Source organism: Lentibacillus sp. CBA3610 (assembly GCF_013373365.1).
Lineage (GTDB): Bacteria > Bacillota > Bacilli > Bacillales > Amphibacillaceae > Lentibacillus.
This window is the reverse complement of sequence record NZ_CP035925.1, coordinates 795,629-819,278: the sequence shown is the minus strand read 5'-3', so window position 1 is coordinate 819,278 and position 23,650 is coordinate 795,629. Positions and strand designations below refer to the sequence as shown.

Below are 23,650 nucleotides of genomic sequence, written 5' to 3'. Positions count from 1 at the left end.
TTTCTAAAAGATTGCTGATCTTGTCACAAAATCCATAAACTGCGAAACAACTTTTGGAATGTGTTTCTCCAATTCTATCGGGACCTGAGTGCTCGTCCGTCGCTGCGGAAAAATACTCCCTTTCCGCGGGGAACGCCTCAGCCTCCTCGCTCGCGGGCCAACACGATGTTGGTCGCGGAGGCGTTGGCTATTGGACGTGGCGGAATTTAGCCTTTGTTCCTTGAACGCTCGCTGCGGGGTCTTCAGACTGTTCCTTTCCCGCAGGAGTCTCGCATTTTTCCGCAGCTTCGTGTCGTGTTCTGTCCTAGTGGAGAAGATTCAATATACAGAAAGTCAACACCAGCGGAGTGTATTTCCGGAGCGGTGTCATTACACTCAAATATTTCAGTGTTTCGCATTTTATATCAACTGTGAGGTTAAAAACCCGCAAAGTATACGAAAAGAGCCGTAAGAAAAGACCTTCCGCGACGAAAGGTCTTTTCTTATTTCATATTAATTGTCGTCTGTTCACTGCTTCTTGCTTTTTTAACAACAGGATAGCAGGCATACCCTGAAGCCTTTTCAAAATCCCTGAAATAGCTCTTTTCTTTCACTTTTACGGTACTACTGCTTGACTTCCGGTATGCAGCCAGCAGTTCATCCTGCTGACTTTATTTTCATAAAGCTTTTTCAACACAGGAAAAGAAATTACAACGTCGATCACTTCTTGTGTCGACCAGGAATCGTCCAATGGATAATTGGTATTCATCGTTGTCATTCACTCAGTTATAGCCAATTATTTCGGATGGATGCTGCCTCTTCAATGATGTTATGAATGAGTTCATCCACTGTCGGAATATCCTTGATTCCTGCAGTGCCTTGTCCCGCCCAGCCGAACCCTTTATCTTCACTGCCGGTGTGGATATAGGCTTGGTTAGCTTCACCGCTGATATGTGTTTTCAGTGATTCATAATCGCCATATTGCTCTTCAAGTTTCAATATTTCATCTGTCCAGGGGTTTTTTAATGCTCTGGCCGGTGTCCCAAGAGAGCGCTTGATCACGACAGTTGAATTCTCATCTGCATCCACTAAAGCTTGCTTGTATTTCTCATGCGCGTCAACACATTCTTTGGTGGCAATAAACCGTGTGCCCATTTCGATGCCATCAGCCCCAAGTGCAAGCGCCGCCATCATACCGCGGCCATCCACGATACCGCCTGAGGCAATCAACGGGATGGATACCGAATCAGCAACCTGCGGCGTCAGTACGAATGTGCCGACATCACCGCGGCCAAGGTGACCGCCACCTTCCTGCCCGACAACCATAACAGCATCTGCCCCGAGTTCTTCAGCTTTTTCAGCCTGTCTCCGTGCTGCTGTAAGAACCAGTTTTTTAATCGGATAATCCTTGACCATATCAAGAACACCTTTTGGATTTCCGCCAGTGACCGATATAACAGGTACTTCTTCATCGATGGCCACCTGGACCATGTGGTCGTAACGTCTGCCATGCTGCCCGATGGCGTAGTTGACACCAAATGGTTGGTCGGTCATCGTTTTCACTTTTTGGATTTCTGAACGCAATGCTTCCGGCCCATCCAGGCTCATAGCTGTAATTTGTCCTAATCCCCCGGCATTTGAAACAGCAGCAGCCAGATCGGCATAAGCCAGATAAGCAAGCCCGCCCTGAACAATCGGATATTTAATATGTAGCAGTTTAGTTATCTCTGTCTCCCATTTCACTGAAACCCCTCCCCTATTTCCTTTATCCTATCAATAATAATTGGTCATGGCTAATACAACTGATTAATGATTTAAAAAAAGCTGCAAGAATACCTGCAGCGTGAAATTGAAAACGACTTCATTTTTGTTCGCATGTTTGACAAGTTCCATAAAATGTCGTTTACTTTTTCATCATTAAATGCCCTATAATTTCATGACAGTCCTGACATACGATAGTACCACTTGTCACATCTTTTGTTCGTTTGTTTATTATATTTAATTATAGTATGAATAATAGTGTGTCAATCGTTAATTAGTATAACATATTGAAAGATTAAGTTTTTGTGTATATAAACAGCCAGCTGATACCTGCAGCCGGCTGTTTTAATCTGTTTCGCTTACTATTTATAGTTAAATCTGTATCATTGAAAACTTTGCTTTAATTTACTGTCTGAATTAATTCAGGATCTACTATTTCATATCCCTTGTCACGGAGACCGATTACAATATCTTCTAAAGCTTCAGCAGTCCATTCACGGTCATGCATCAGCAGATTGGCGCCCGGTTTCAGCAGGCTGTGAGGAACATCCGCTTCCGGTCCTTTACCTGTAACCATTGCTTCTGTCAGCTTTTCGGCATCCATATATGGTTCAAAATAGTCATACCCATACGTCCAATTCATCAAAACCATACCCTCATCCTCAACAAGCTGTTTCGTGAAATCTGTATTAGCACCATGAGGGGCTCTGAAAAATTGCGGGCGTTCCCCAATAATATCTTCAATCGTATCACTCAGACTGACAATTTCTTCTTCTTGCTCCTCCGTTGACAAATCAGGCAATAGCTCATGATTGTAAGTGTGATTGCCTATTGCAAATCCCATATCATGAATTTGCTGCACTGTTTCCTTATCTTCAGAGGTTTCAAGAAAATGACCATTAACAAAAAATATGGCACCTGCGTCCAAATCTTTTAACGTTTTTGCCATATTTAAGGCATGTCCATCAGGTACATCATCGATTGTCAGTAATACTGCTTTTTCATTGCCCTTTTCACTGATTGGCACGACTGAAGAATCATTTTCATCGATTTTATATTCTGGTTCTGAAATATTCTCCTGAACCGTTTCCCCCTTATCTGACTGCCCGCTGGCCTTTTCTTCATCCTCAGACTCATTCTGTTTGGCATCAGAGGTATCTGCTGTTGATTCTTCTGTTTTCTCCTGTTCGGTCGTATCCTCTTCAGTTTTTTCGACATCAGTTGTTTCATCTGCACAAGCAGTCATCAGCAGAGCTGCGGCAAATAAAACCCAAATAATGTTTTTCAATGTCTTGTCCTCCTTATGCTCTCTGCTGCTGGTTTCATTATATAGTAAAGTACACTGGCTTGACTATGCTTTTTTTGTTTATATCCTGGATTCCCGCCATAACATACGATATCAGGTGAAAATCCGATAATGGTGGGCTTCATGCCCATTTTTATTGTTTTTATACTCGTTATGTGTTACAATATACATAACGAGGAGGCGGAAAAATGGCTATCGTCTATCAAACAGATAAGCGTTTCAGGGATACTATGCGGTATGAGTCCATTTCATACTGGGACAAAGACAAGCGCCAATCCCGATCAAAGGAACCTTAATCGGACGGGGTGGACAGTAAACCGGAAATTGTCCCGACAGACGGCAGAGGACGGAAAAAATAAAGAGGCGCATACCGTGGCAAAGAGAGGTCCTGTCCATCTGTGCAAACGTCACGTTATTTTTACGGCGCTACTTATCTTCTGGATCAAATCGGTGCCAATACCGGTTACAGAAGACCTAAAGCGTGTTTTCCCGAGTATCGCAAGATTCTATCATCGCATACTATCTGTCCTGGGGACAGCGCTCCCCGCCTCTACCGTTTTGAAAATGGAGTCATTTACATAAACATCCTTACGGTCCAAACATCACGTCTCAGCGAGCGCCGACCTGTTCGCGTCCATCACGAAGACGCGAAATATAGTTCTTCCAGCTGCAGGGACGGCGGACGGAAAAGGATTTTGGGCCTATGATATCACACATATCCAGCCAGTCCGACTTTTGAGACAGGTCCAATACGGCTGAATAAAGAAAACGACCACTGCCTCAGCTAAACTGGCGTTGGTGTTCGGCGAACATCCAACCTGCCGTTTTATTATCGCAAACTGGCGGTAATATCCGGATTCCAAGACCGTCAGAAACTGCTTGCCGATTTGGATATGCTTGGCTTCTCCAAGGTGAAGCTGGTCATGGACAGAGGCTTCTACCAGTCAGGAAATATCACGCTTTGTTGAAAACCATCTGAAGTTCCTGGTCTCCGTAAATGTCTCTTACTTTCGTCCGAAAGAACTGGATGCCATCTATGACGGCTTTCGATCGTTTGAACACTACAGTGAGAAATACGAGTTATATGCCGCACGGTCCGGACAACGTGGCATTATACGCAGCAACGTCCTTTATAAGGAGACGCCCTGACACAGTCCAGGCGTTATGTACATTCACTTTTATTACAATTGACCGGGCCGCGGAGGATGAAAAAGCATTGACGCAAGTTAATCAACCTGCTCGTGAATTGGAATCAGGGGAAAAGGCTCCGGACATGAAAAAGCAGTATCAAACGTATTTTGAGACAAAACACCGACGCGGGACAAAGTCACCGTCAAAGAAAGAGGCTGTCACAAAGCCAAGCGATATTTTGGATATTTTGCGCTGATGACAATGAAACGATGGGCGCCATCGCTGCATTTGGAGCTTTACCGCAATAGGACGTTGTTGAAAAAGCGTTCGGGATCTGAAAGGACGGCTGAACATGCGCCGCACACTGGTATCATCCGAACAGAGTCTTGATGGGGAACTTTTTTGGTGGGTTTGTGGCGCTCATCTATCTTCTTATATCAAAAAACAAATGCAAGATACGATTTATTAAAATATACCGTTACAGAGCGTGCTGGATCAACTGGATGTTATAGAATACTTTGAGCGCCAGGGAAGAACGCGTATTGGCGAACTTCCTTAGCAAGCAAAAAGAGATTTTATGGAAATTAGTGTTACCCGCCTACCTCGTTATGAGTAGGCGGGAATCCAGGTTATATGACGATTATTTGGGTATAAGTTAACAGTATAAAAAATAGGGTTTTGGTTTAACTTCAGTGGATGTTATGTTTAAATAATAGAGTGTGCCGGATTTGTCGAATCATCATTTATTGGAACATTCATTGCCCGGGTTTCCCGGGATGAAATTAAACGTGGATTTGTATCAGTCATTCGCTTAATTTCGACCATACTCTGCTTTGCGGGGCGGTCCTGGGATATTGCAAACATTTAGAGGTAAGTGGTTATTATTTACCAACCGGGACAAAATAAATGTACATAGATTGAAAATTGTTACCCATCGAAAGTACTGGAAATAACGATTGCAATGAAAGTTAGGAAGTAATGTCGACGAATCGATAAATAGCAGTACAGATAGTATAGTTCACCCGTGACAACGGTTAATGTTTAAGAAAAAAAGCAAAAATTGAGAAAGGATGCAATAAACAGGAGGTGAAAATTGGAGCCTGATCTCAGGCAACGATCCATCGGGAAGCCCTTTATGAAGAGTGTTAGGCTTAAGTTCAGGGTTTGCCAATGTCTATGTTCATTGTTATACTATAAGAGTTTTGGCAAAAAATATAGGGAGGTTTTACTATTAAATCCAAAACGATTACATCTGTTTTTTGGGTATCAATTCCGATAATATCTTTATTTATTATTTGGGGAGCTTTTTTCCCTGATAATGTGGGTTATGTATTAGGCATAGTCGACAGCTTTATTTCGAACACATTTGGCTGGTTTTATTTGATGGTTATGACAGGATTTGTTGTGCTTGCATTGTATTTGATCTTTGGGCCTTATGGAGTATCAAGCTTGGCAAGCCGGATGATAAACCGGAATATAGTTACTTTTACTGGTTTGCATTTCTGTTCACCGCCGGCATGGGGTTGGTCTCGTATTCTATGGTGTGACTGAACCTGTGACACATTATTATTCCTCCTTCTTGCTGATCCTGAAACAGTAGCAGCTGAGGAAGAGTCCATGCAGGCACACCTATTCCACTGGGATTCATCCATGGCTACATATGCGGTGCTTGCATTGGCACTTTGCTTATTTAAATTCCGCCATCGTGGCCCGTGCGTTGATCAGTTCCGCTTTTGCACGCTGATCGGCGACATCTAAAGGCGGCTTGGGGTTGCCATCGATACACTGGCCGTTTTTGCTACGGTCTTTGTATAGCAACATCGCTTGGACTTGGTGCAACACAGATTACAGCAGGTTTGAACTATACCTTTGAAGGCATTCCAATAACCTGATGACCAATCTGATTGTCATTTTTCGTTATCACGTATTATTATGCTTTCTGCTTCTACAGGGATTACCGGGGAATCGTTATTTGAGCTGACAAATATTGTTTGCCGTCGTATTGATGCTCTTTGTTTTCTTTCTCGGCAACTCTGTACGGATGGTCGAGTCATTTACAACAACAGTGGGTAATTAATTACAAACTTCCAAACATGACTGGGCATGATACCTTTACCCGGTGACAGAGAGTTCCTTTAATTCATGGACACTCTTCTACTGGCCTGGTGGATTGGCTGGTCGCCATTTGTCGGAACCTTTATTGCCCGGGTTTCCAGAGGAAGGACAATTCGTGAATTTGTTATCGGGGTAACTTTAGTTCCGGTCATATTCAGTGCCTTCTGGTTTTCCGTTTTCGGTATTGCCGGATTAGAAATGGATCAAGCCCAAGGCGGCATTATCCATCAGTTAATGAACGAGGCGGGCAATGAAGTCGCGTTATTTGCATTTCTTGAGTCACAGCCAATCGCAGCCGTTTGTATGGGTATCGCAGTGCTCTTGATTGCATCCTTCTTCATCGTCTGCCGATTCCGGTACATTTTGTGCTTGGCATGCTGACAACTGGAGGCAGGGTTAAACAGGAACGGGCGTAAAGAATTATCTGGGGGATTGTCCTTGCCGGACTGCTGCGTTCTATTGTGGTCCCGGCGGGCTGTTCAGCCATCCAAATGGCCATGCTGATTGCAGCATTCCCGTTCGCGATTTTAATGATTTTTATGTGCATTTCGCTCATTAAAGTACTGAGAAGCGAACATGGCATTTTGCAAATGGAAAGGAAACAGCGCGAACATGATCCGGAGTTCCGGGAAAAGCAGCGAAAAGAACTCAGGAGAATGCGCAAAGGATTTGAAGAAGCACTTCCTGATGCTGAGGATGACAGAGAATTATAATGCATAAAACTGTCCAGAATGAACATTCAATTCTGGACAGTTTTTTTAGTGAATGCAGGCATATGCACTACAGTCTGGATGTACCGGCTTTTAGGTTTTCTCTGGATGCACGACTGGAGAATCAGACATTCAGAATAAAAGCTAAGCCACGTCCGTAATAAACGGGGACGTGGCTTAATTATCAGATCTTTTTCAACCTGTGTTTTCCATTTTTGTTTTTTACATTGTATGAATTGGTGTTCCCAATGCGACATCAGCAGCTTCCATGACTGTTTCACCCAGACTTGGATGTGCATGAATGGTAAGTGCAATATCTTCAGCTGTCATGCCTGCTTCGATTGCCAAGCCTACTTCCGCAATAACATCACTGGAATTTGGTCCGGCAACCTGTGCGCCAATTACCAAGTCGTCTTCTTTTCTGGTGATCAGTTTTATAAAGCCATCTGTGTCGTTCAATGATAATGCACGGCCATTTGCGCCAAATGGAAATTTCGATGCTTTCACATCATAACCGGCATCTTTTGCTTCCTGTTCTGTATAGCCGACACTGGCAAGCTCAGGGTCAGAGAAAACAACAGAAGGAATGGCAAGATAATCAATTTCAGATTTTTCACCGCCGATGACCTCCGCAGCAAATTTTTCCTTCATAAGATGCTTTATGTGCAAGCGGAAGTCCTTCAACAATGTCACCGATAGCATAAATGTTATCAACACTTGTACGGCATTGTTTATCAATTTTAATAAGTCCTTTATCATCTACTTCGATACCAACTTGTTCAAGTCCAAGTTCATCTGTATTTGGACGGCGGCCAACGGTTACCAGAACATAATCCGCTTCAACTGTTTCTTCTTTATCATTGACTTCATAAGTAACTTTCACGCCATCCTCAGATTCCTCAACACCTTTAGCCATGGCTTCTGTAACAACATTAACATTTTTGTTTTTCAAGCCTTTTTTGACCGGCTGCTTATGTTGTTTTTCGAATGTACCGAGTATTTCTTTTGTACCTTCCAGAACCGTTACTTCCGTGCCGAAGTTTGCATAGGCAGTGCCTAATTCAATACCAATGTAGCCACCGCCGACAACAACCATTTTTTCAGGGATCTCCTTAAGATCCAGCGCGCCTGTCGAATCAAGTACGCGATCTGAAAATTTGAAGTTCGGAATCTCGATTGGCGTTGACCCGGTTGCAATAATGCAGTATTGAATTTGTACGACTGTGGATCTTTTCATCCATGACTTTTAACTGTATTTTTATCAAACAAAGTAAACTTCGCCTTTCACAATATCCACTTTATTGCCTTTCAGCAGACTCTCAACGCCTGTGGTCAGCTTATTGACAACCTGCCCTTTCCATTCCTGGACTTTGGAAAAATCAACCGAAACATTTTCAGTTGTAATGCCCAATTCTTCATTACCATGCGCATATTGTGTCTTGTGACGGCTTCAATAACGGCCTTTGAAGGAATACAGCCGACATTCAGGCAAACGCCGCCTAAATCCCTTCTCCACTATGTCACTTTTTGGTCCTTTTGGAGCAGCACGGATGGCAGCTACAAGCCGCCAGGTCCTGCTCACTACAAGTGTGTCTGTTTCAATTGGAAATCTCCACCATAATTCACGCCTCCATCATATAATTGTGGATCGTTCAACAGCCGTTTGATCTGATTAAGTGCCAGCTGTCCAGTTGCCCCATCGACAATACGATGGTCAAAACTTAAGGATACTGCCAATACTGGTGCTACAACAATTTCCCCATTACGAACAATCGGTTTTTCCTGGATGCGCCCGATACCAAGAATGACGGCTTCCGGATAATTAAGAACCGGTGTGAACCACTGACCACCGGCAGACCCGATGTTTGTAATCGTGTTGGAAGCACCTTTCATCTCTTCAGGAGCCAGTTTACCACTGCGAGCTTTTTCTGCCAATTCATTGACTTCCTGTGAGATGGCAAAGATTGATTTGCGATCTGCATCTTTGACAACAGGGACCAGCAAGCCTCTGTCTGTATCCGCGGCAATACCAATGTTGTAATAATGCTTGTAAATGATTTCGTTGGTATCATCATCCACCGCAGCATTTAATATTGGGTATTTCTTCGATGCTGAAATCAATGCTTTCGCTACGTATGGCAAGTAGGTCAGTTTAATGTCCTGTTCAGCAGCAACTTCTTTGAATTTCTTCCGGTGTGCGACAAGCTCGGTAACATCCACGTCGTCCATAAGCGTGACATGTGGTGCTTTCGTTTTGGAATTGACCATTGCATTGGCAATTGATTTCCTGATGCCGCTCATTTTCTCACGTGTCTCAGGATAATCGCCTTTAGATGCCTGCGCTGCAGCCGGCTGTTCTGTCTCTCCTTCTGCTTCTGCAGGTTCTTCAGCCTGTCCTTCGCCGCTTAAGTAACTGTCAACGTCTTCTTTTAAAATTCGGCCGTTTTTACCTGAACCTTGCACTTCCTGAATTTTTACATCATTATCACGGGCATATTTACGGACGGATGGCATTGCGATAACGCGTTTATCATCAGAATCCGTCTCTTCGGATTTCGATTCATCAGCCGATTTTTCATCATCGTCTTTTGATTCATCTGTTGATTCTGAAGCTTCTTCGGTTTTTCCTGTATCTTCCTGTTCGTCTTCTTCCTCTTCCTCATCGTCTGATTCGTAGCCTTCAGCATCAAATGAAATAAGTGTATTGCCTACAACCGCTACTTCTCCTTCGTCAACATGGACTTTTGTAACTGTTCCTTCAACCGGTGAAGGGATTTCGACAACGGATTTATCGTTCTGCACTTCACATAGTACATCATCCTCTTGTACTTCATCGCCTTCTTTGACGAACCATTTGGCGATTTCACCCTCATGAATACCTTCACCAATATCAGGCAGCTTAAAATTAAACGCCATTATGACAACCTCCAATCATTCTTTAAAAGTTAATTACCTCGTTTACTCTATCAATCACATCTTTATGCGTTGGCAACCATACTTCTTCTGCCTGAGAAAATGGATACACAGTGTCAGGTGCAGTCACACGCAGAACCGGAGCCTCGAGATGGAGGATGGCACGTTCCTGAATTTCCGAAATCACGTGGGCAGCAACTCCTGCCTGACGTTGTGCTTCCTGGATCATAACAACACGATTTGTTTTCTTCACCGATTCAACAATCGTTTCCATATCCACAGGAGAAATCGTGCGTAAATCAATTACTTCAGCCTCAATATTATCCTTTTCCAGTTCCTCGGCAGCTTTTAGCGCTGTGTGAACCATAGCACCGTATGCAATGAGTGTTACATCTTTGCCCTCCTGTTTAATATCCGCTTTATCCAAATCTACTGTGTAGTCTTCATCCGGTACTTCAGCACGGAATGAACGGTACAATTTCATATGTTCCATGAAAAAGACCGGATCATTATTCCGGATTGAAGAAATCAGGAGTCCTTTGGCATCGTATGGTGTTGATGGAACAACGACTCGAATGCCCGGCTGCTGTGCAATGAGTCCTTCCAGAGAATCTGCATGCAGCTCCGGCGTATGAACACCGCCGCCAAAAGGCGTACGAATCGTAATCGGTGCGGACTTGCTGTCACCTGAACGATAGCGCATCCGTGCAATCTGACCGTTAATGGCATCCATTGCTTCATAAGTAAAGCCGATAAACTGAATTTCCGGTACCGGACGAAATCCCTGCAGTGCAAGACCAAGTGAAAGGCCGCCGATTCCTGATTCGGCAAGAGGCGTATCAAATACACGATCTTCCCCGAATTCATCCTGTAATCCTTCTGTTGCGCGGAATACGCCACCATTTTGCCCAACATCTTCACCGAATACAAGCACATTTTCATCATTTTTTAATTCATGATACATTGCATCAGTGATTGCTTGAATCATTGTTTTTTGTGCCATTTACTTCGACTCCTTTTCTTTGTATTCTTCCATTTGCTCCTGCAGGTTGTTTGGAAGTTCGTCATGCATGATATCAATTAAATCGGTCACTTTTTGTTTTGGATAATCGTCCGCTTCTTTAATAGCTTTCTTAATATCTTCTTTGGCATCCTCAATCACTTTATTTTCTTCGTCTTCTGACCAGAGATCTTTTCCTTCAAGAAACTTGCGAAGACGGACAATCGGATCTCGTTTTTCCCACTCATTCGTCATATCCTCTGTCCGGTAGCGTGTCGGATCATCTCCGGCCATGGTGTGCGGGCCATAACGGTAAGTCATCGTTTCAATCAGTGACGGCCCTTCACCGTTAAGAGCACGTTCGCGGGCTTTCTTTGTCGCAGCATAAACCGCAAAAACATCCATGCCATCCACCAGATAACTTTCGACACCAGCCGCGACACCTTTCTGTGCAAGCGTTTTTGCATTTGTTTGCTTTTCAACCGGAACTGATATAGCAAACTGGTTATTTTGCACAAAGAAAATCGTTTGAGCACCGTAAGCACCTGCAAAATTGACGCCTTCATAAAAGTCACCCTGGGAGGTCCCGCCGTCACCGGTGTATGTAACAGCGACGGCTTTATTACCGCGTTTTTTAAGTCCTAATCCAACACCAGCCGCCTGTGTTATTTGGGCTCCGATAATAATTTGCGGGCTCAAACCATTTACACCTTCAGGGAACTGATTACCATGAAAGTGTCCTCTGGAGAAAAGAAAAGCCTGATATAACGGAAGACCATGCCAAATAAGCTGCGGCACATCACGGTATGCCGGAAGTATAAAATCATCTTCCTCAAGTGCATAGTGGCTTCCCAGTTGAGATGCCTCCTGACCGGCTGTAGGGGCATAAAAGCCTAAACGCCCTTGACGGTTCAACGCGATAGAACGCTGATCAAGCACTCTTGTATAGACCATCCGACGCATCAGTTCCTTCAGATCATCATCTGAAAGATCAGGCATCCAGTCTTTATTAACTACCTCACCATTTTCGTCAAGAACCTGGAACATTTCGAACTGACTCTCGATACTTTCAAGTACGTCTTTCAAAATCTTCACCTCTTCCTTTCTGTTTGACTATTTATATTCTTTTCTAGCCTTCCCAAAATATGAAAAAAACTGTACCCGATTTGCTTTAAAACGTGTTCCCTTTTTTAATCAGCATTAATCATGTTGCACACAAAGACAGGAAACTGTTACATCCTGAAAGCAAAAATTACTGGTACAATTCATGATTCAGTTTAAAGTGTAGCCTATACAGACTCATTTGGTCAATTGTTTTGTTTTAGTTTTTTCATTTTTTCACAGTGTTGGCAGCGTTTACATTGGATTCCACGGGCTATTTCACTCCCCGATTAAATGAACTGTTATAACAGGTTTGTGAATCTGTATTAATAAAATGGAACCTGAACAACAAAAAAAAGAACCAGATGAGTTATTCATCTGATTCTGCTTCTTGTTCTGATTCAGTTGATTCATCCGAATTGCTTTCCTGTTCCCCGGATCCAGGGTTTTCTTCATATTCCACTTCAATCCCGGCAGCTTGATAAAATTCCTCTTTCAACCCATTATAGTCATCCGTTAGCTGGTTAAACGTTTCGTTGGATTCGATAACGTTTTGATAACTCTCGTTAAGATTTGTTATATGATCTGACAGTGTTTCCTGCTCAAGGTCTTCCTGCTGCAGCATCGTATATAACTCCTCTTCCAGTGTCAACGACTCAGAATAAGACTCATGCAGCTTATCATAAGCATTATAGCGTTCCATCATAGTGCTGTACATTTGATCCGCTTTTTCGTTTGCCGATTCTTCCTCCAAATCACCAATCATATCCTCAATGTTTGAAAACTCTTCTCTGGAAGCATCGATACTTTCTTTTTCCAGATCAATTTTTTCACTTCTTGTTTCAATATTGTCAAGTCCCTGATTGGCCAATTCTTCTATCTGATCGAACTCCTCCATACTCAAATCAATAATTTCACTGTATATTTCCTGTTCTTCCTGCTCAAGTTCGACAATTTGATTTTGCTGTTTTTCAAACGTCTGTTCATGTTCAACGGCTTTTTCCAAATGATTATAAATTTGCTCAGATGTTGCTGTGCCGTTACAGGCAGACAGTATCAATATTAGGACGAATAAACTTATGAATGATGACTTTTTCCATATCACTTAACATATCTCCTCTCAGACTTATTACGAATTTTACAATTTAGTATAACATATCACAGTTGCAAAACGGTTTTTACCTATAAATTTTTTCTTGTCCTGCAGCAAATTTATGATGTATCGACGTATATTATGTTAAAATACTACTGTTGGAAGGTGTTCAGGAAGTCCCATATCCATTTGGACAGCGAATTAATTGAAAAGTTGAAGGGGATTATTCTCAGGACTTTTTGAACAACCTTTGTGAATAAGCTAGGGAGTGTCAGACAATGATAACAATGGATGATATTGTTCGTGAGGGACATCCGTCTTTACGTGAAAAAACCAGGGAAGTACCAGTCCCTCCTTCTGAAGAGGATATACAGCTATTAAACGACATGCTGGACTTTATTAAAAACAGTCAGAATGAAGAAATTGCGGGTGAGTATAATTTAAGGGCCGGAGTCGGGTTAGCTGCACCACAACTTGGCATTAATAAACGAATGTGTGCCGTTCATTTTGAGGATTTAAAAGGAAAACTGTATAGCTATGGCTTAATTAACCCTAAAATAATCAGCCATTCAGTTGAACAAGCATACTTGTCTTCAGGTGAGGGTTGCCTTTCTGTTGACCGTGACGTGGAAGGCTATGTGCCCCGTAATGCCCGCGTTACCGTTAAAGCCTTTGGAATCGATGGCAATGAAATTAAATTACGCTTACGTGGCTATGCCGCAATCGTCGTGCAGCATGAAATTGACCACTTGGACGGCGTCATGTTCTATGACCACATTAACCAGGAAAATCCGTTCGCTATTCCGGACAATTCCAAACCAATTGGATAAAGTCAAACGTCATTCAGCAGGGTGCTCTATCCCGAAAGGTACTGCTCATTTATATGTGAGATCATTCATGACTGCAGGAATCTATATTCATAGGTTCCTGTATAATTTTACATAAGCAGCAAAAAATAATTGATAAGAAAATAACGCTAAACCAGTTTTTAAAATGCAAAAAGCAAATCTTTTTTAAACAAATGCAGTGTTTTTATTTCAAAATTGTTCAAACCGTATTATACTATAAGTAAGAGGGATTGGATCGGTAGAACGTTTTTATTGCTTTTCTTAAAAGACTGAAAGGAGATGCATATCTCATGCTAAAACGCCTAAGAGAAAAGCTGAAAAAACGCTGGAAGGATTTTCTTGGCAGAGGACGTGTACCAACGACGTTTGAAAAGGACTACCTTGAATAAACCAATCATACAGGGACCCGGGACTCGAAACTCACCCTGTCATTCCAAGGTTAAAGATCAAAATAGCGGTTGACAGACCTGTGGATTGACCGGGTGTAAATCCATTACCTTCTCGTTTGCTGAAGAAGGTTTTAAGCAAGAAAGCTTGCTGCGGAAAATCCATGCATAAATATACTGTGCGGCTGGATCATACACGCAGGTATAAATTCGCAATCTCCTGCTCAATCCGCCGGCACCAGCTATTTTTTTAATGGAAAAATACCACATTGAACAGGAATACGGAATATAACAGTTTTTAAATGAAGAATTGAACGTTAGGAGAGATAATATTGATTTTTAAAGTATTATATCAGGAATTACCTGATGAAATACCTGTGCGCGAACGAACCAATAGCGCATATATTGAAGCTGACTCCGAAAGAGAAGTACGACACAAACTGGCCGACCGCAACTATAACATTGAATTTATTCAGGCATTGGATGATGCACATTTAGCTTATGAGAAGCAATCCGAACATTTTGAGCTGGAGAACGTCTAACGAATGAAGTTTGTTAAAAATGATCAAACAGCGGTTTTTGCATTAGGTGGATTGGGCGAAATCGGAAAAAACACATATGGTATCCAGTTCCAGGATGAAATTATCCTGGTCGACGCCGGCATTAAAAATTTTCCGGGACGAGCTTTGTATCGATTATGTCATTCCTGATTACACCTATCTGACACAAAACCAGGATAAAATCAAAGGGTTATTCATAACGCACGGGCACGAGGATCATATCGGAGGGATCCCTTACCTGCTGCGTGAAATAAATGTGCCTATCTATGCCGGAAAACTTGCAGTTGGCTTAATTCGAAACAAATTGGAAGAACATGGCTTGTTGCGAAATGCCAAGCTAAACACAATTCAAGAGGACGATGTTGTCAAATTCCGTAAAACATCCGTTTCCTTTTTCCGTACAACCCATAGTATTCCTGATTCATATGGTATCGTAGTTAAAACACCGCCGGGAAATATCGTTCATACGGGTGATTTCAAATTTGACTTTACACCAGTTGGCGAGCCTGCAAACCTGACCAAAATGGCTGAAATCGGCAAAGAAGGCGTACTTTGTCTGCTTTCAGATAGTACTAATAGTGAAGTTCCGGGTTTTACAATGTCCGAGCGGGTTGTCGGGCAGAATATCCATGATATATTCAGCAAGATAGAAGGACGGTTGATTTTTGCAACATTTGCATCAAATATATATCGTCTGCAGCAAGTCGTTGAAGCGGCTGTCAAACACGATCGAAAAATAGCTGTATTCGGACGCAGTATGGAATCGTCTATTCGTATCGGCCAGGAATTGGGCTATATCCAGGCACCCAAAGATACATTTATGAGCCGAACCAAATCAGCCGCCTGCCTGCACATAAAGTGACTATCCTGTGTACAGGGTTCACAAGGTGAACCAATGGCAGCACTGTCCCGAATAGCGAATGGTACACACCGTCAAATACAAATTATCCCTGGTGATACGGTCGTATTTTCATCATCACCAATCCCTGGAAATACTGTAAGCGTCAGCCGGACAATCAATAAACTGTATCGTGCCGGAGCAGATGTGATTCATGGTCCACTAAGTGATATACACACATCCGGTCACGGGAGCCAGGATGAACAAAAGCTGATGCTCAGACTGATGAAGCCTAAGTATTTTATGCCGATTCATGGTGAATACCGTATGTTGAAAGAACATCTCAAACTAGGTGAAGCGTGCGGCATTGATCCAACCAACTCATTTGTCATGGATAACGGCGATGTATTGGCATTAGGCAGTGACAATGCGATGATTGCCGGGAAAATCCCATCAGGTTCCATTTATGTTGATGGAAGCGGAATCGGCGATATTGGCAATATCGTTTTACGTGACCGTCGTATCCTTTCTGAAGAAGGACTTGTCATGATGTGGTCAGTATTACATGAAAGAATTCAGGGATTGCATCGGGTCCTGACATTAATCTCCCGCGGATTTGTTTACATGCGGGAATCCGAAGACCTGATCAATGAAGCCCAAAAACTTGTTGCCAAACATTTGGACAAAGTAATGGAACGCAAAACAAGCCAATGGTCTGAAATTAAAAATGAAATAACCGATACAATTGCACCATTCCTCTTTGAAAAAACAAAACGCAGACCAATGATTTTGCCGATCATTATGGAAGTTTAATGAACGATTCACTACTACAATCGAAAAAAGTTTAAAAAAGGTGGCATGAAAAAAATAATTTTTCATGCCACCTTTTCCATTTTCAATTCGATTGTAGGGGTAAAAGGTAGGTTATTTTTGAAATGGACTTAAAAACCCTATACCTTTCAATCGATGACCAAGCGTTTTTCAAATCGTGATAAGTCTTTGTCAGCGCCAATCACAATCAGATATCTTCCTCTTTAAGCACGTCATCTGCTGCCGGGGAGACATTGATATCTTTATCACGCCTTTAATGGCAACAACGTTACAGCCATATTTGCCCGGTATCAATTCGACTAACGTTTTTCCGCGCATCTTTTCGCCGGCCTTCACTTCAGCAATGCTATGATCATCAGAAAGTTCGAGATAGTCAAGAATATTGCTGGAGATAATATTATGTGCAATCCGTTTTCCCATATCTCTTTCCGGATGGACGACCTGATCGGCACCAATACGATTTACAATCTTTTCATGATAATCATTTTGTGCCTTTACTGTAATGTTTTTAATCTCAAGATCTGTTAAAACAACCGTCGTTAAAATGCTTGCCTGAATATTGTCACCAATAGCGACAATCACATGATCAATATTTTTAATGCCTAATTCTTTTAATGTAGCTTCATCTGTCGAATCAGCAATAACCGCATGAGAGGCAATATTCTTAAATTCATTTATTCGATCCTCATCTAAATCAATAGCTAATACCTGCTTGCCTTCTGAGCTGAGTTCTTTACAGATACTGCCGCCGAAACGGCCTAATCCGATTACTGCATAGTCACGTTTCATCCAGGTTCCCCCATATTCCATTATATTTATTCACAGTCTACCATACTGTGTGAAATCTGACATTAATGAACCGTGAGTGGTTTCGGGTGGTTGTAACGATTCTGCTACAAAGTTTTCAATCCGTTGTCACACCCCCCCATATAACAAAGGATTGTGGTGGTTTATACTATACATATAGTGGTAACTATATTAGTCAGAAACATAATTTTTTTCATTCAAGTTCATGTTCCAATTAAGGAGGAGCACGTAATGGAAATAGATACAGTCCTAATAAGCAGATTGCTAACAGCTATGACGCTCGGTTTTCATATCATCTTTGCAACACTCGGCGTCGGTGTGCCCCTGATGATTTCCATCGCTGAGTTTATCGGAATTAAAAAGAATGATCCGCATTACAAAATGCTGGCAAGACGCTGGGCCCGCGGCTTTGTCATAACGGTAGCCGTCGGTGTTGTTACCGGGACGGCCATTGGTTTACAGCTGTCACTCGTATGGCCTAATTTCATGCAGGTTGCAGGCAACGTCATTAGCTTGCCGCTGTTTATGGAAGTCTTCGCATTTTTCTTTGAGGCAATCTTTATTGGTATTTATTTATATACATGGGACCGGTTTAAAAACGAATATATTCATTGGCTATTTTCACTGCCGATTATAATTGGGGGCGGTCTTTCTGCTGTTTTTATAACCACTGTGAATGCTTTTATGAACACGCCGGATGGGTTCGCCGTCGAGGATGGAGCGTTTACAGCCGTTAACCCGCTGGCTGCCATGCTGAACCCGGCAACGCCAACAAAAGTGTTCCACGTACTCTCTTCTGCATATCTGACATGTGCAGCTATACTTGCTGCTATAACGGCATTCATGATTTTGAAAAAGAAAATGACTGTCTACTACAAAAAGGCGTTGAAGCTTACATTAACATTGGTGTTTATATTTTCTGTCGTAACGATAATAGCAGGTGATTCATCCGCTAAGTTCTTAGCTGAGCATCAGCCCGAAAAACTGGCTGCAGCAGAATGGCACTTTGAAACTGAGGAAGGTGCTGACCTGATACTATTTGGATGGCTGAATGATGCACATGAGGTAATTGGTGAGATTCGCATCCCCAATTTCTTAAGTTTTCTTGCCTACGCTGATTTCAATGCTGAAGTGACAGGACTGGAAGAAACACCTGAAGAATATTGGCCGCCGCTGTGGGTGCATTATATGTTCGACTTGATGGTTACAATCGGGTTCTTCCTGCCTGCTGTAGCTTTGTTGTATTTTATTTTAAGTAAACTGAAAAAACGCAATCAACATAACAAGGGAATGCTGTCACTTATTGTGCTGATGGGGCCTCTGGCAATGCTGGCAATTGAATTTGGCTGGGTCTATGCCGAAGAGGGACGTCAGCCATGGATTATAAGAGGATACATGACGGTTCAGGAAGCTGCTACCTCCTCACCTTATATCGGTCTGGCGTTTTTCCTTTTCCTCGCATTATATATTGTGCTGGGTACATTGTGCATCATAACATTGCGTAAAGTATTCCGGGATAATCCTGCTGAGGAAGAATTGGAAAAACAGTATCCATCTGTTGAAAAGGATGATGAATCATGAGTTATGAGATAATCGGCATTTCTGTATTATGGATCTTTCTGTATGGGTACATGATTGTCGCTTCGATTGATTTTGGTGCCGGGTTTTTTGCCTTTTATGCTAAATACACCAGGCAGGACCACGTCATCAACCAGCTGATCGCAAGGTATTTATCGCCTGTCTGGGAAGTGACAAACGTCTTTTTCGTCTTTTTCTTTGTCGGTATTGTCGGGTTCTTTCCGGATACAGCCTATTATTACGGATCTGCGCTGTTGATACCCGGCAGCATTGCCATCATTTTACTGGCTATCCGGGGATCGTTTTACGCGTTTGAAAACTATGGATCCAAACAAAGTATGGTTTATACGTTTTTATATGGGGCGACTGGTTTGCTGATTCCGGCTTCATTATCGGTTGCCTTAACATTATCTGAGGGCGGGTTTATAACAGAAGAAAATGGTGTCGTCTCACTTGAATACCTTGAATTGTTCACCAGCCCGCTATCATGGAGTATCGTTGCATTGGCAATTGTTTCGGTTCTGTTTATCAGTGCTGTCTTTTTAACATTTTATGCCGATCGTGCTAAAGACTATCCGGCGTTAAATCTTGTACGCAACTTTGCTCTGTTTTGGAGCACACCAACAATCATTGCTGCCCTGACAACATTTATCTTTTTGAGTCAGCATAATCCGAGACACTATGAAAACATGCTGGATTTATGGTGGGTGTTCGGACTTTCGGTCGGATTCTTTATGATAGCAGCATGGCTCATATACTGGCGAAGGAATTACGGACTCGCATTTATCAGTGTCATGCTGCAATATTTCTTTGCTTTTTTCGGCTATGGCATTGGCCATTACCCGTACATCCTTGATCCATTTATCACGGTTTATGACAGTGCCACACACGAATCAATGGGAATAGCACTTGTTGTGGCATTCATCGGCGGCTTACTCTTATTGATTCCTTCGCTGCTCTTGTTAATGAAACTCTTTTTATTCGATGCGGAGTATGTCAAAGGCAAGAAATAGCGTTGAACAGATTGGACAATTTTAAGCCAGTTACCCCCGTTTTTGGGGGAGTGTCCATATCATTCGGGACTGACTACTCATTATTCTTAGGGGACCTGAGGGCTATGAACAGATTAGGACAAATGACATTCAATTATAAACGATCAATCATATTCCTGTTAATCCTGTCTCTCATAACGGCATTTGCGGTTATTTTACAGGCGTATTTTCTTGTGGCAGCCGTTGATCAGGTATTTCTGAATCAGCAAGGTATTTCTGACATCGTATGGATGCTGATGGGACTATTGGCCGTACTGCTGATCCGGACAATGTCCTCTTATGCAAATGGACGTATCGGCATCAAAATGGCCGCGAACGTCAAAGCAAAATACCGGAAATCACTATTGCGTAAATATGCAGATACACCGATCAAACAATCAGCGGGAGGTCAATCAGGCGGAAAAGTAAGCGTTCTGCTGGATACTGTCGATGATATGGACAGCTATTTCAGTGAGTATATTCCACAACTTATCCAGACAACAGTTATTCCGCTGGTTATTTTAATTGTTGCATTTACTCAGCACATCAACACTGGTTTAATTATGATTATAACAGCTCCGTTTATTCCGATTTTTATGGTCATTATCGGTATGCAGTCAAAAAATAAATCAGAAAAACAACAGGAAAAACTGGCTGCGTTTTCCGGTCGTTTTCTGGACACATTACAAGGGCTCACCACCCTTAAATTGTTCGGACGGGCCAAGACACAGCAAGAAGCCATTGAAAAAAGCAGCCTGAGTTTTCGGGATGCTACGATGGAAATTTTGAAAGTTGCTTTTACGTCTTCGTTTATGCTCGAATTGATTTCAATGCTCAGCATCGGTATTGTAGCCCTTGAACTTGCTATTCAGCTAATTATCTATGAGCGTATTTCCTTCTTTACTGCCTTCTTTTTATTGGTACTTGTTCCTGAATTTTATTCGATGTTAAAGCAGCTCGGAAGTACATTTCACAACGGGCGGACCAGCATAGGAGCGGCAACAAAAGTAACCGAATCATTAAATGAGGAAATACAACCGGTTCAATGGGGAGACCAGGTACTGCCCGTTGATTCAATGCCAGGTGTTATCCAGCTAAATAATGCCAATTTCAATTATGATGAAGGACAATTTTCGTTAAAGCAAATCACAGCAACTATCGCCCCCTATCAACAGGTGGCAATTGTCGGCAGAAGCGGTTCCGGTAAAACGACACTACTGCATCTCATCGCCGGCCTCCTCCCTACCGAAAGCGGGGAAATCACCGTTAATGAGTTGCCGCTGACACACTACAGTGAACACGACTGGTTTGGACAGTTAAGTTATATTTCGCAGCAACCTTATATTTTTTCAGGAACGATCGCCGAAAATATAGCCATTGGCGCTAATTCCAATGCCAGCCGCCAAGCGATTGAAAAAGCTGCTGGACTGGCGGGCATAGCTGAATTAATTCAAACGTTGGATGAAGGTTATGATACGCCTATTGGTGAGGCTGGACGAGGGCTTTCAGGCGGCGAAATGCAACGCCTTGCCCTTGCACGAGCTTTCTTGAAAAAACCGGCGCTTATCCTGTTTGACGAGCCCACCACCGGACTTGACCTTTATACTGAGAAGATTCTGCAGCAATCGATCAAACAACTGGCCGAAAAAGCGACTGTCATTACTGTCGCCCATCGCCTTCATACCATAAAACATGCTGATAACATTCTTTTCCTGGAGGATGGCAAGCTGATGGCTGAAGGGACACACGGCGAGCTGTTTGAACATGTTCCGGAATATAGGCAAATGGTATCCGTTCAACGAGGAGGGAAGGCAGAATGAAGGATTTAATGGTGATCATCAGGTTAATGATGGCTGAGAAAAGGGATATACTTTATGCGATCATCTTTGGTTTTATTGCCGGCATAACGTCTGTCGGCCTTTTCGCAGCAAGCGGATACCTAATCTCAAAAGCTGCCTTGACACCTCCTTTCTATACGTTGATTCTGATAACATCAACCGTTAAACTGTTCGGGATTACAAAAGCGATAGCGCGTTATGCTGAACGCTATTTTTCACACAGGGCAACATTTACCATTTTAAGCAATTTACGTGTTAACTTTTTCAAAAAACTGGAACCGTTAGCTCCGGAAATTTTTCATAAATACAGAAGCGGTGATCTGTTGTCCCGGATAGTCGGTGATGTTGAAACACTGCAAAACTTCTTTCTAAGGGTCTTTTATCCGCCTATTGTCTTAGCATTGGTATTTTTAAGCACGATTCTGTTTACCGCGTTCTTTTCCGTTTATGTCGCATTTGTCCTCTTGGCAGGCCTTTTACTCACCATATTTGTCGTTCCGGCGATATTTGCTTTAAGGCAAGCCAGAATCACGCAATATGTGCGAACTGAGAGGGGGACATTATCCACTGAAGTGACTGAGTTTCTGCATGGTTTTCGCGATCTGAAAATCTATCAGAAGCTGGATGAAAAAGAACAACAGTTAATCCAGTCATCCGATTCATATATCAGTGAACAGGAACGGGAAAACATCAATAAGCTCTATAGTCAATCTGTGAATTCATTCGTGTCACTGGTTGTTTCCTGGTTTGTGCTGGCGTTGGGGGCTTTTCTGGTCACCGAAGGACAGCTGGAGGGTATTTTTCTGGCGATGCTTGTTATGATCTCGTTAACCGTTTTTGAAGATGCTGCTCCCATGGCTGCATTCCCCATTCACTTTCAAGACAGTAAACGCGCCGCGAGCCGTTTATCTGCTGTCGTTGAAGGAGGCGATGAAACGGATACAGGTACGTCTGATATGAAAGAATTACAATCCCGGCAGGCAGTCACAATTGATATGAAAGGTGTATCGTTTTCATTCCCGGACGAACCACGGCAAACGTTGAAAAATATAAATTTAAACTTACAGGCTGGTTCAAAAACAGCGATTGTCGGACCAAGCGGCTCAGGTAAATCAACTCTGCTCCAGTTGCTATTGAAATTGAATCATGCCGACCAGGGCGATATTCATTTAGATGGTCTGTCAATCGATAATATCGACCAGGAATCCATTTGGGCAAACACGAATGTCGTCCTTCAGGAAAACCATTTCTTCTATGGGACTCTCAGAAGCAATTTGCTGCTTGCCGGCGATTCATTAACGGATGAAGAAATGGAGGCAGCACTCGCCAATGTCGAACTTGACTATTTGTCCCTGGATGATGCCGTTTATGAAAAAGGCGAAAATCTTTCCGGCGGAGAAAAGCAACGTTTGGCCGTAGCACGGGTGATGCTTAAGAATGACCATCTCTGGTTGTTGGATGAACCGACATCATCTGTTGATGCCCCGACTGAAGAAGCCATCTACAGGCATCTTTTCGAGCAAGCCAAAAAGACGATAACACTTATTCCTCGTCAGTCATCGCCTGACCAACCTGGAAAATGACCAGATATCGTGATGGATCATGGCACCATTATTTGAATCCGGCTCATTTGTTGAATTGATGGAGCAAAAAGGTTACTTTTATGAAATGAAACAGATTGAAAAAGAATTATTATAAAAAAAGAAGCAGCTCACCGCTTTAGGACAGCTGCTTTTTTAAGTATGTCGGCTATGGACTCTTGGACGGGGAACGCTCTAGCACATCCCCTTATGGAATTTATTACGATTTTGCAGACATATATTC

General features: G+C 42.6%; 14 protein-coding genes and 6 pseudogenes. 11 read left to right on the top strand and 9 right to left on the bottom strand.

The features are described from left to right. Positions 1–482 precede the first annotated feature (482 nt). From Len3610_RS21665 to Len3610_RS04135, 3 genes and pseudogenes are all read right to left on the bottom strand, one after another. Positions 483–748, bottom strand: a pseudogene (locus Len3610_RS21665) (UPF0223 family protein). Between the two features lie 17 nt (positions 749–765). Next, positions 766–1,722, bottom strand: coding sequence for an NAD(P)H-dependent flavin oxidoreductase (locus Len3610_RS04140; protein WP_176446841.1), 957 nt, complete (start codon positions 1,720–1,722; stop codon positions 766–768). A gap of 418 nt (positions 1,723–2,140) precedes the next feature. Continuing rightward, positions 2,141–3,028 (bottom strand): polysaccharide deacetylase family protein, encoded by an 888-nt coding sequence (locus tag Len3610_RS04135; RefSeq protein ID WP_255259790.1) that lies wholly within the window; start codon positions 3,026–3,028, stop codon positions 2,141–2,143. Positions 3,029–4,082: 1,054 nt separating this feature from the next. On the opposite strand from Len3610_RS04135, the gene Len3610_RS20255 reads away from it, so the two are divergent. The 4 genes and pseudogenes from Len3610_RS20255 (at position 4,083) to Len3610_RS20620 (ending at position 7,005) form a co-directional block, all read left to right on the top strand. After that, positions 4,083–4,433 carry a hypothetical protein gene (locus Len3610_RS20255; RefSeq protein WP_217994055.1) on the top strand — a complete coding sequence of 117 codons (351 nt, stop codon included), beginning with the start codon at positions 4,083–4,085 and terminating at the stop codon, positions 4,431–4,433. Between the two features lie 974 nt (positions 4,434–5,407). After that, a pseudogene (locus Len3610_RS21660) lies at positions 5,408–5,724 on the top strand (BCCT family transporter). Positions 5,725–6,319: 595 nt separating this feature from the next. Then, a complete protein-coding gene (locus tag Len3610_RS20625; RefSeq protein ID WP_255259789.1) occupies positions 6,320–6,673 on the top strand; it encodes a BCCT family transporter in 354 nt (117 codons plus the stop codon). A gap of 80 nt (positions 6,674–6,753) precedes the next feature. Next, on the top strand, positions 6,754–7,005 hold the full coding sequence (locus tag Len3610_RS20620) for a BCCT family transporter (protein ID WP_255259788.1): 252 nt from the start codon (positions 6,754–6,756) through the stop codon (positions 7,003–7,005). Between the two features lie 219 nt (positions 7,006–7,224). Here the strand turns inward: Len3610_RS20620 and lpdA are convergent. The 5 genes and pseudogenes from lpdA to Len3610_RS04100 form a co-directional block, all read right to left on the bottom strand. Continuing rightward, positions 7,225–8,605 (bottom strand): annotated as a pseudogene (gene lpdA, locus Len3610_RS04120) (dihydrolipoyl dehydrogenase). Further along, positions 8,584–9,918, bottom strand: coding sequence for a dihydrolipoamide acetyltransferase family protein (locus Len3610_RS04115; RefSeq protein WP_176446840.1), 1,335 nt, complete (start codon positions 9,916–9,918; stop codon positions 8,584–8,586). Before Len3610_RS04115 ends, lpdA begins: the two are co-directional and overlap by 22 nt. A gap of 22 nt (positions 9,919–9,940) precedes the next feature. Next, a complete protein-coding gene (locus Len3610_RS04110) occupies positions 9,941–10,918 on the bottom strand; it encodes an alpha-ketoacid dehydrogenase subunit beta (RefSeq protein ID WP_176446839.1) in 978 nt (325 codons plus the stop codon). Beyond that, positions 10,919–12,001, bottom strand: coding sequence for a pyruvate dehydrogenase (acetyl-transferring) E1 component subunit alpha (pdhA, locus tag Len3610_RS04105; protein ID WP_176446838.1), 1,083 nt, complete (start codon positions 11,999–12,001; stop codon positions 10,919–10,921). Between the two features lie 385 nt (positions 12,002–12,386). Continuing rightward, positions 12,387–13,121 carry a YkyA family protein gene (locus Len3610_RS04100; RefSeq protein WP_176446837.1) on the bottom strand — a complete coding sequence of 245 codons (735 nt, stop codon included), beginning with the start codon at positions 13,119–13,121 and terminating at the stop codon, positions 12,387–12,389. A gap of 266 nt (positions 13,122–13,387) precedes the next feature. On the opposite strand from Len3610_RS04100, the gene def reads away from it, so the two are divergent. The 3 genes and pseudogenes from def (at position 13,388) to rnjA (ending at position 16,554) form a co-directional block, all read left to right on the top strand. Continuing rightward, positions 13,388–13,939: a peptide deformylase gene (gene def, locus Len3610_RS04095; RefSeq protein ID WP_176446836.1), complete on the top strand. Its 552-nt coding sequence runs from the start codon at positions 13,388–13,390 to the stop codon at positions 13,937–13,939. Positions 13,940–14,675: 736 nt separating this feature from the next. After that, positions 14,676–14,885, top strand: a complete 210-nt coding sequence (locus Len3610_RS04090) for a DNA-dependent RNA polymerase subunit epsilon (protein ID WP_176446835.1) — start codon at positions 14,676–14,678, stop codon at positions 14,883–14,885. A 3-nt stretch (positions 14,886–14,888) separates the two neighbouring features. Beyond that, positions 14,889–16,554: pseudogene (gene rnjA, locus Len3610_RS04085) on the top strand (ribonuclease J1). A gap of 146 nt (positions 16,555–16,700) precedes the next feature. On the opposite strand, the pseudogene Len3610_RS04080 reads toward rnjA, so the two are convergent. After that, positions 16,701–17,361 (bottom strand): annotated as a pseudogene (locus Len3610_RS04080) (TrkA family potassium uptake protein). Positions 17,362–17,610: 249 nt separating this feature from the next. Between Len3610_RS04080 and Len3610_RS04075 the strand changes: the two are divergent. The 4 genes and pseudogenes from Len3610_RS04075 to cydC all read left to right on the top strand — a co-directional run bounded on the left by Len3610_RS04075 (position 17,611) and on the right by cydC (position 23,524). Continuing rightward, positions 17,611–18,960, top strand: coding sequence for a cytochrome ubiquinol oxidase subunit I (locus tag Len3610_RS04075; RefSeq protein ID WP_176446834.1), 1,350 nt, complete (start codon positions 17,611–17,613; stop codon positions 18,958–18,960). Next, positions 18,957–19,970, top strand: coding sequence for a cytochrome d ubiquinol oxidase subunit II (locus tag Len3610_RS04070; RefSeq protein WP_176446833.1), 1,014 nt, complete (start codon positions 18,957–18,959; stop codon positions 19,968–19,970). Before Len3610_RS04075 ends, Len3610_RS04070 begins: the two co-directional genes overlap by 4 nt. 104 nt (positions 19,971–20,074) lie before the next feature. Beyond that, positions 20,075–21,808 carry a thiol reductant ABC exporter subunit CydD gene (gene cydD / locus Len3610_RS04065; RefSeq protein ID WP_176446832.1) on the top strand — a complete coding sequence of 578 codons (1,734 nt, stop codon included), beginning with the start codon at positions 20,075–20,077 and terminating at the stop codon, positions 21,806–21,808. Then, positions 21,805–23,524, top strand: a pseudogene (cydC, locus tag Len3610_RS04060) (thiol reductant ABC exporter subunit CydC). The gene cydD and the pseudogene cydC overlap by 4 nt, the downstream one beginning before the upstream one ends. The last annotated feature ends 126 nt before the right edge of the window (positions 23,525–23,650 follow it).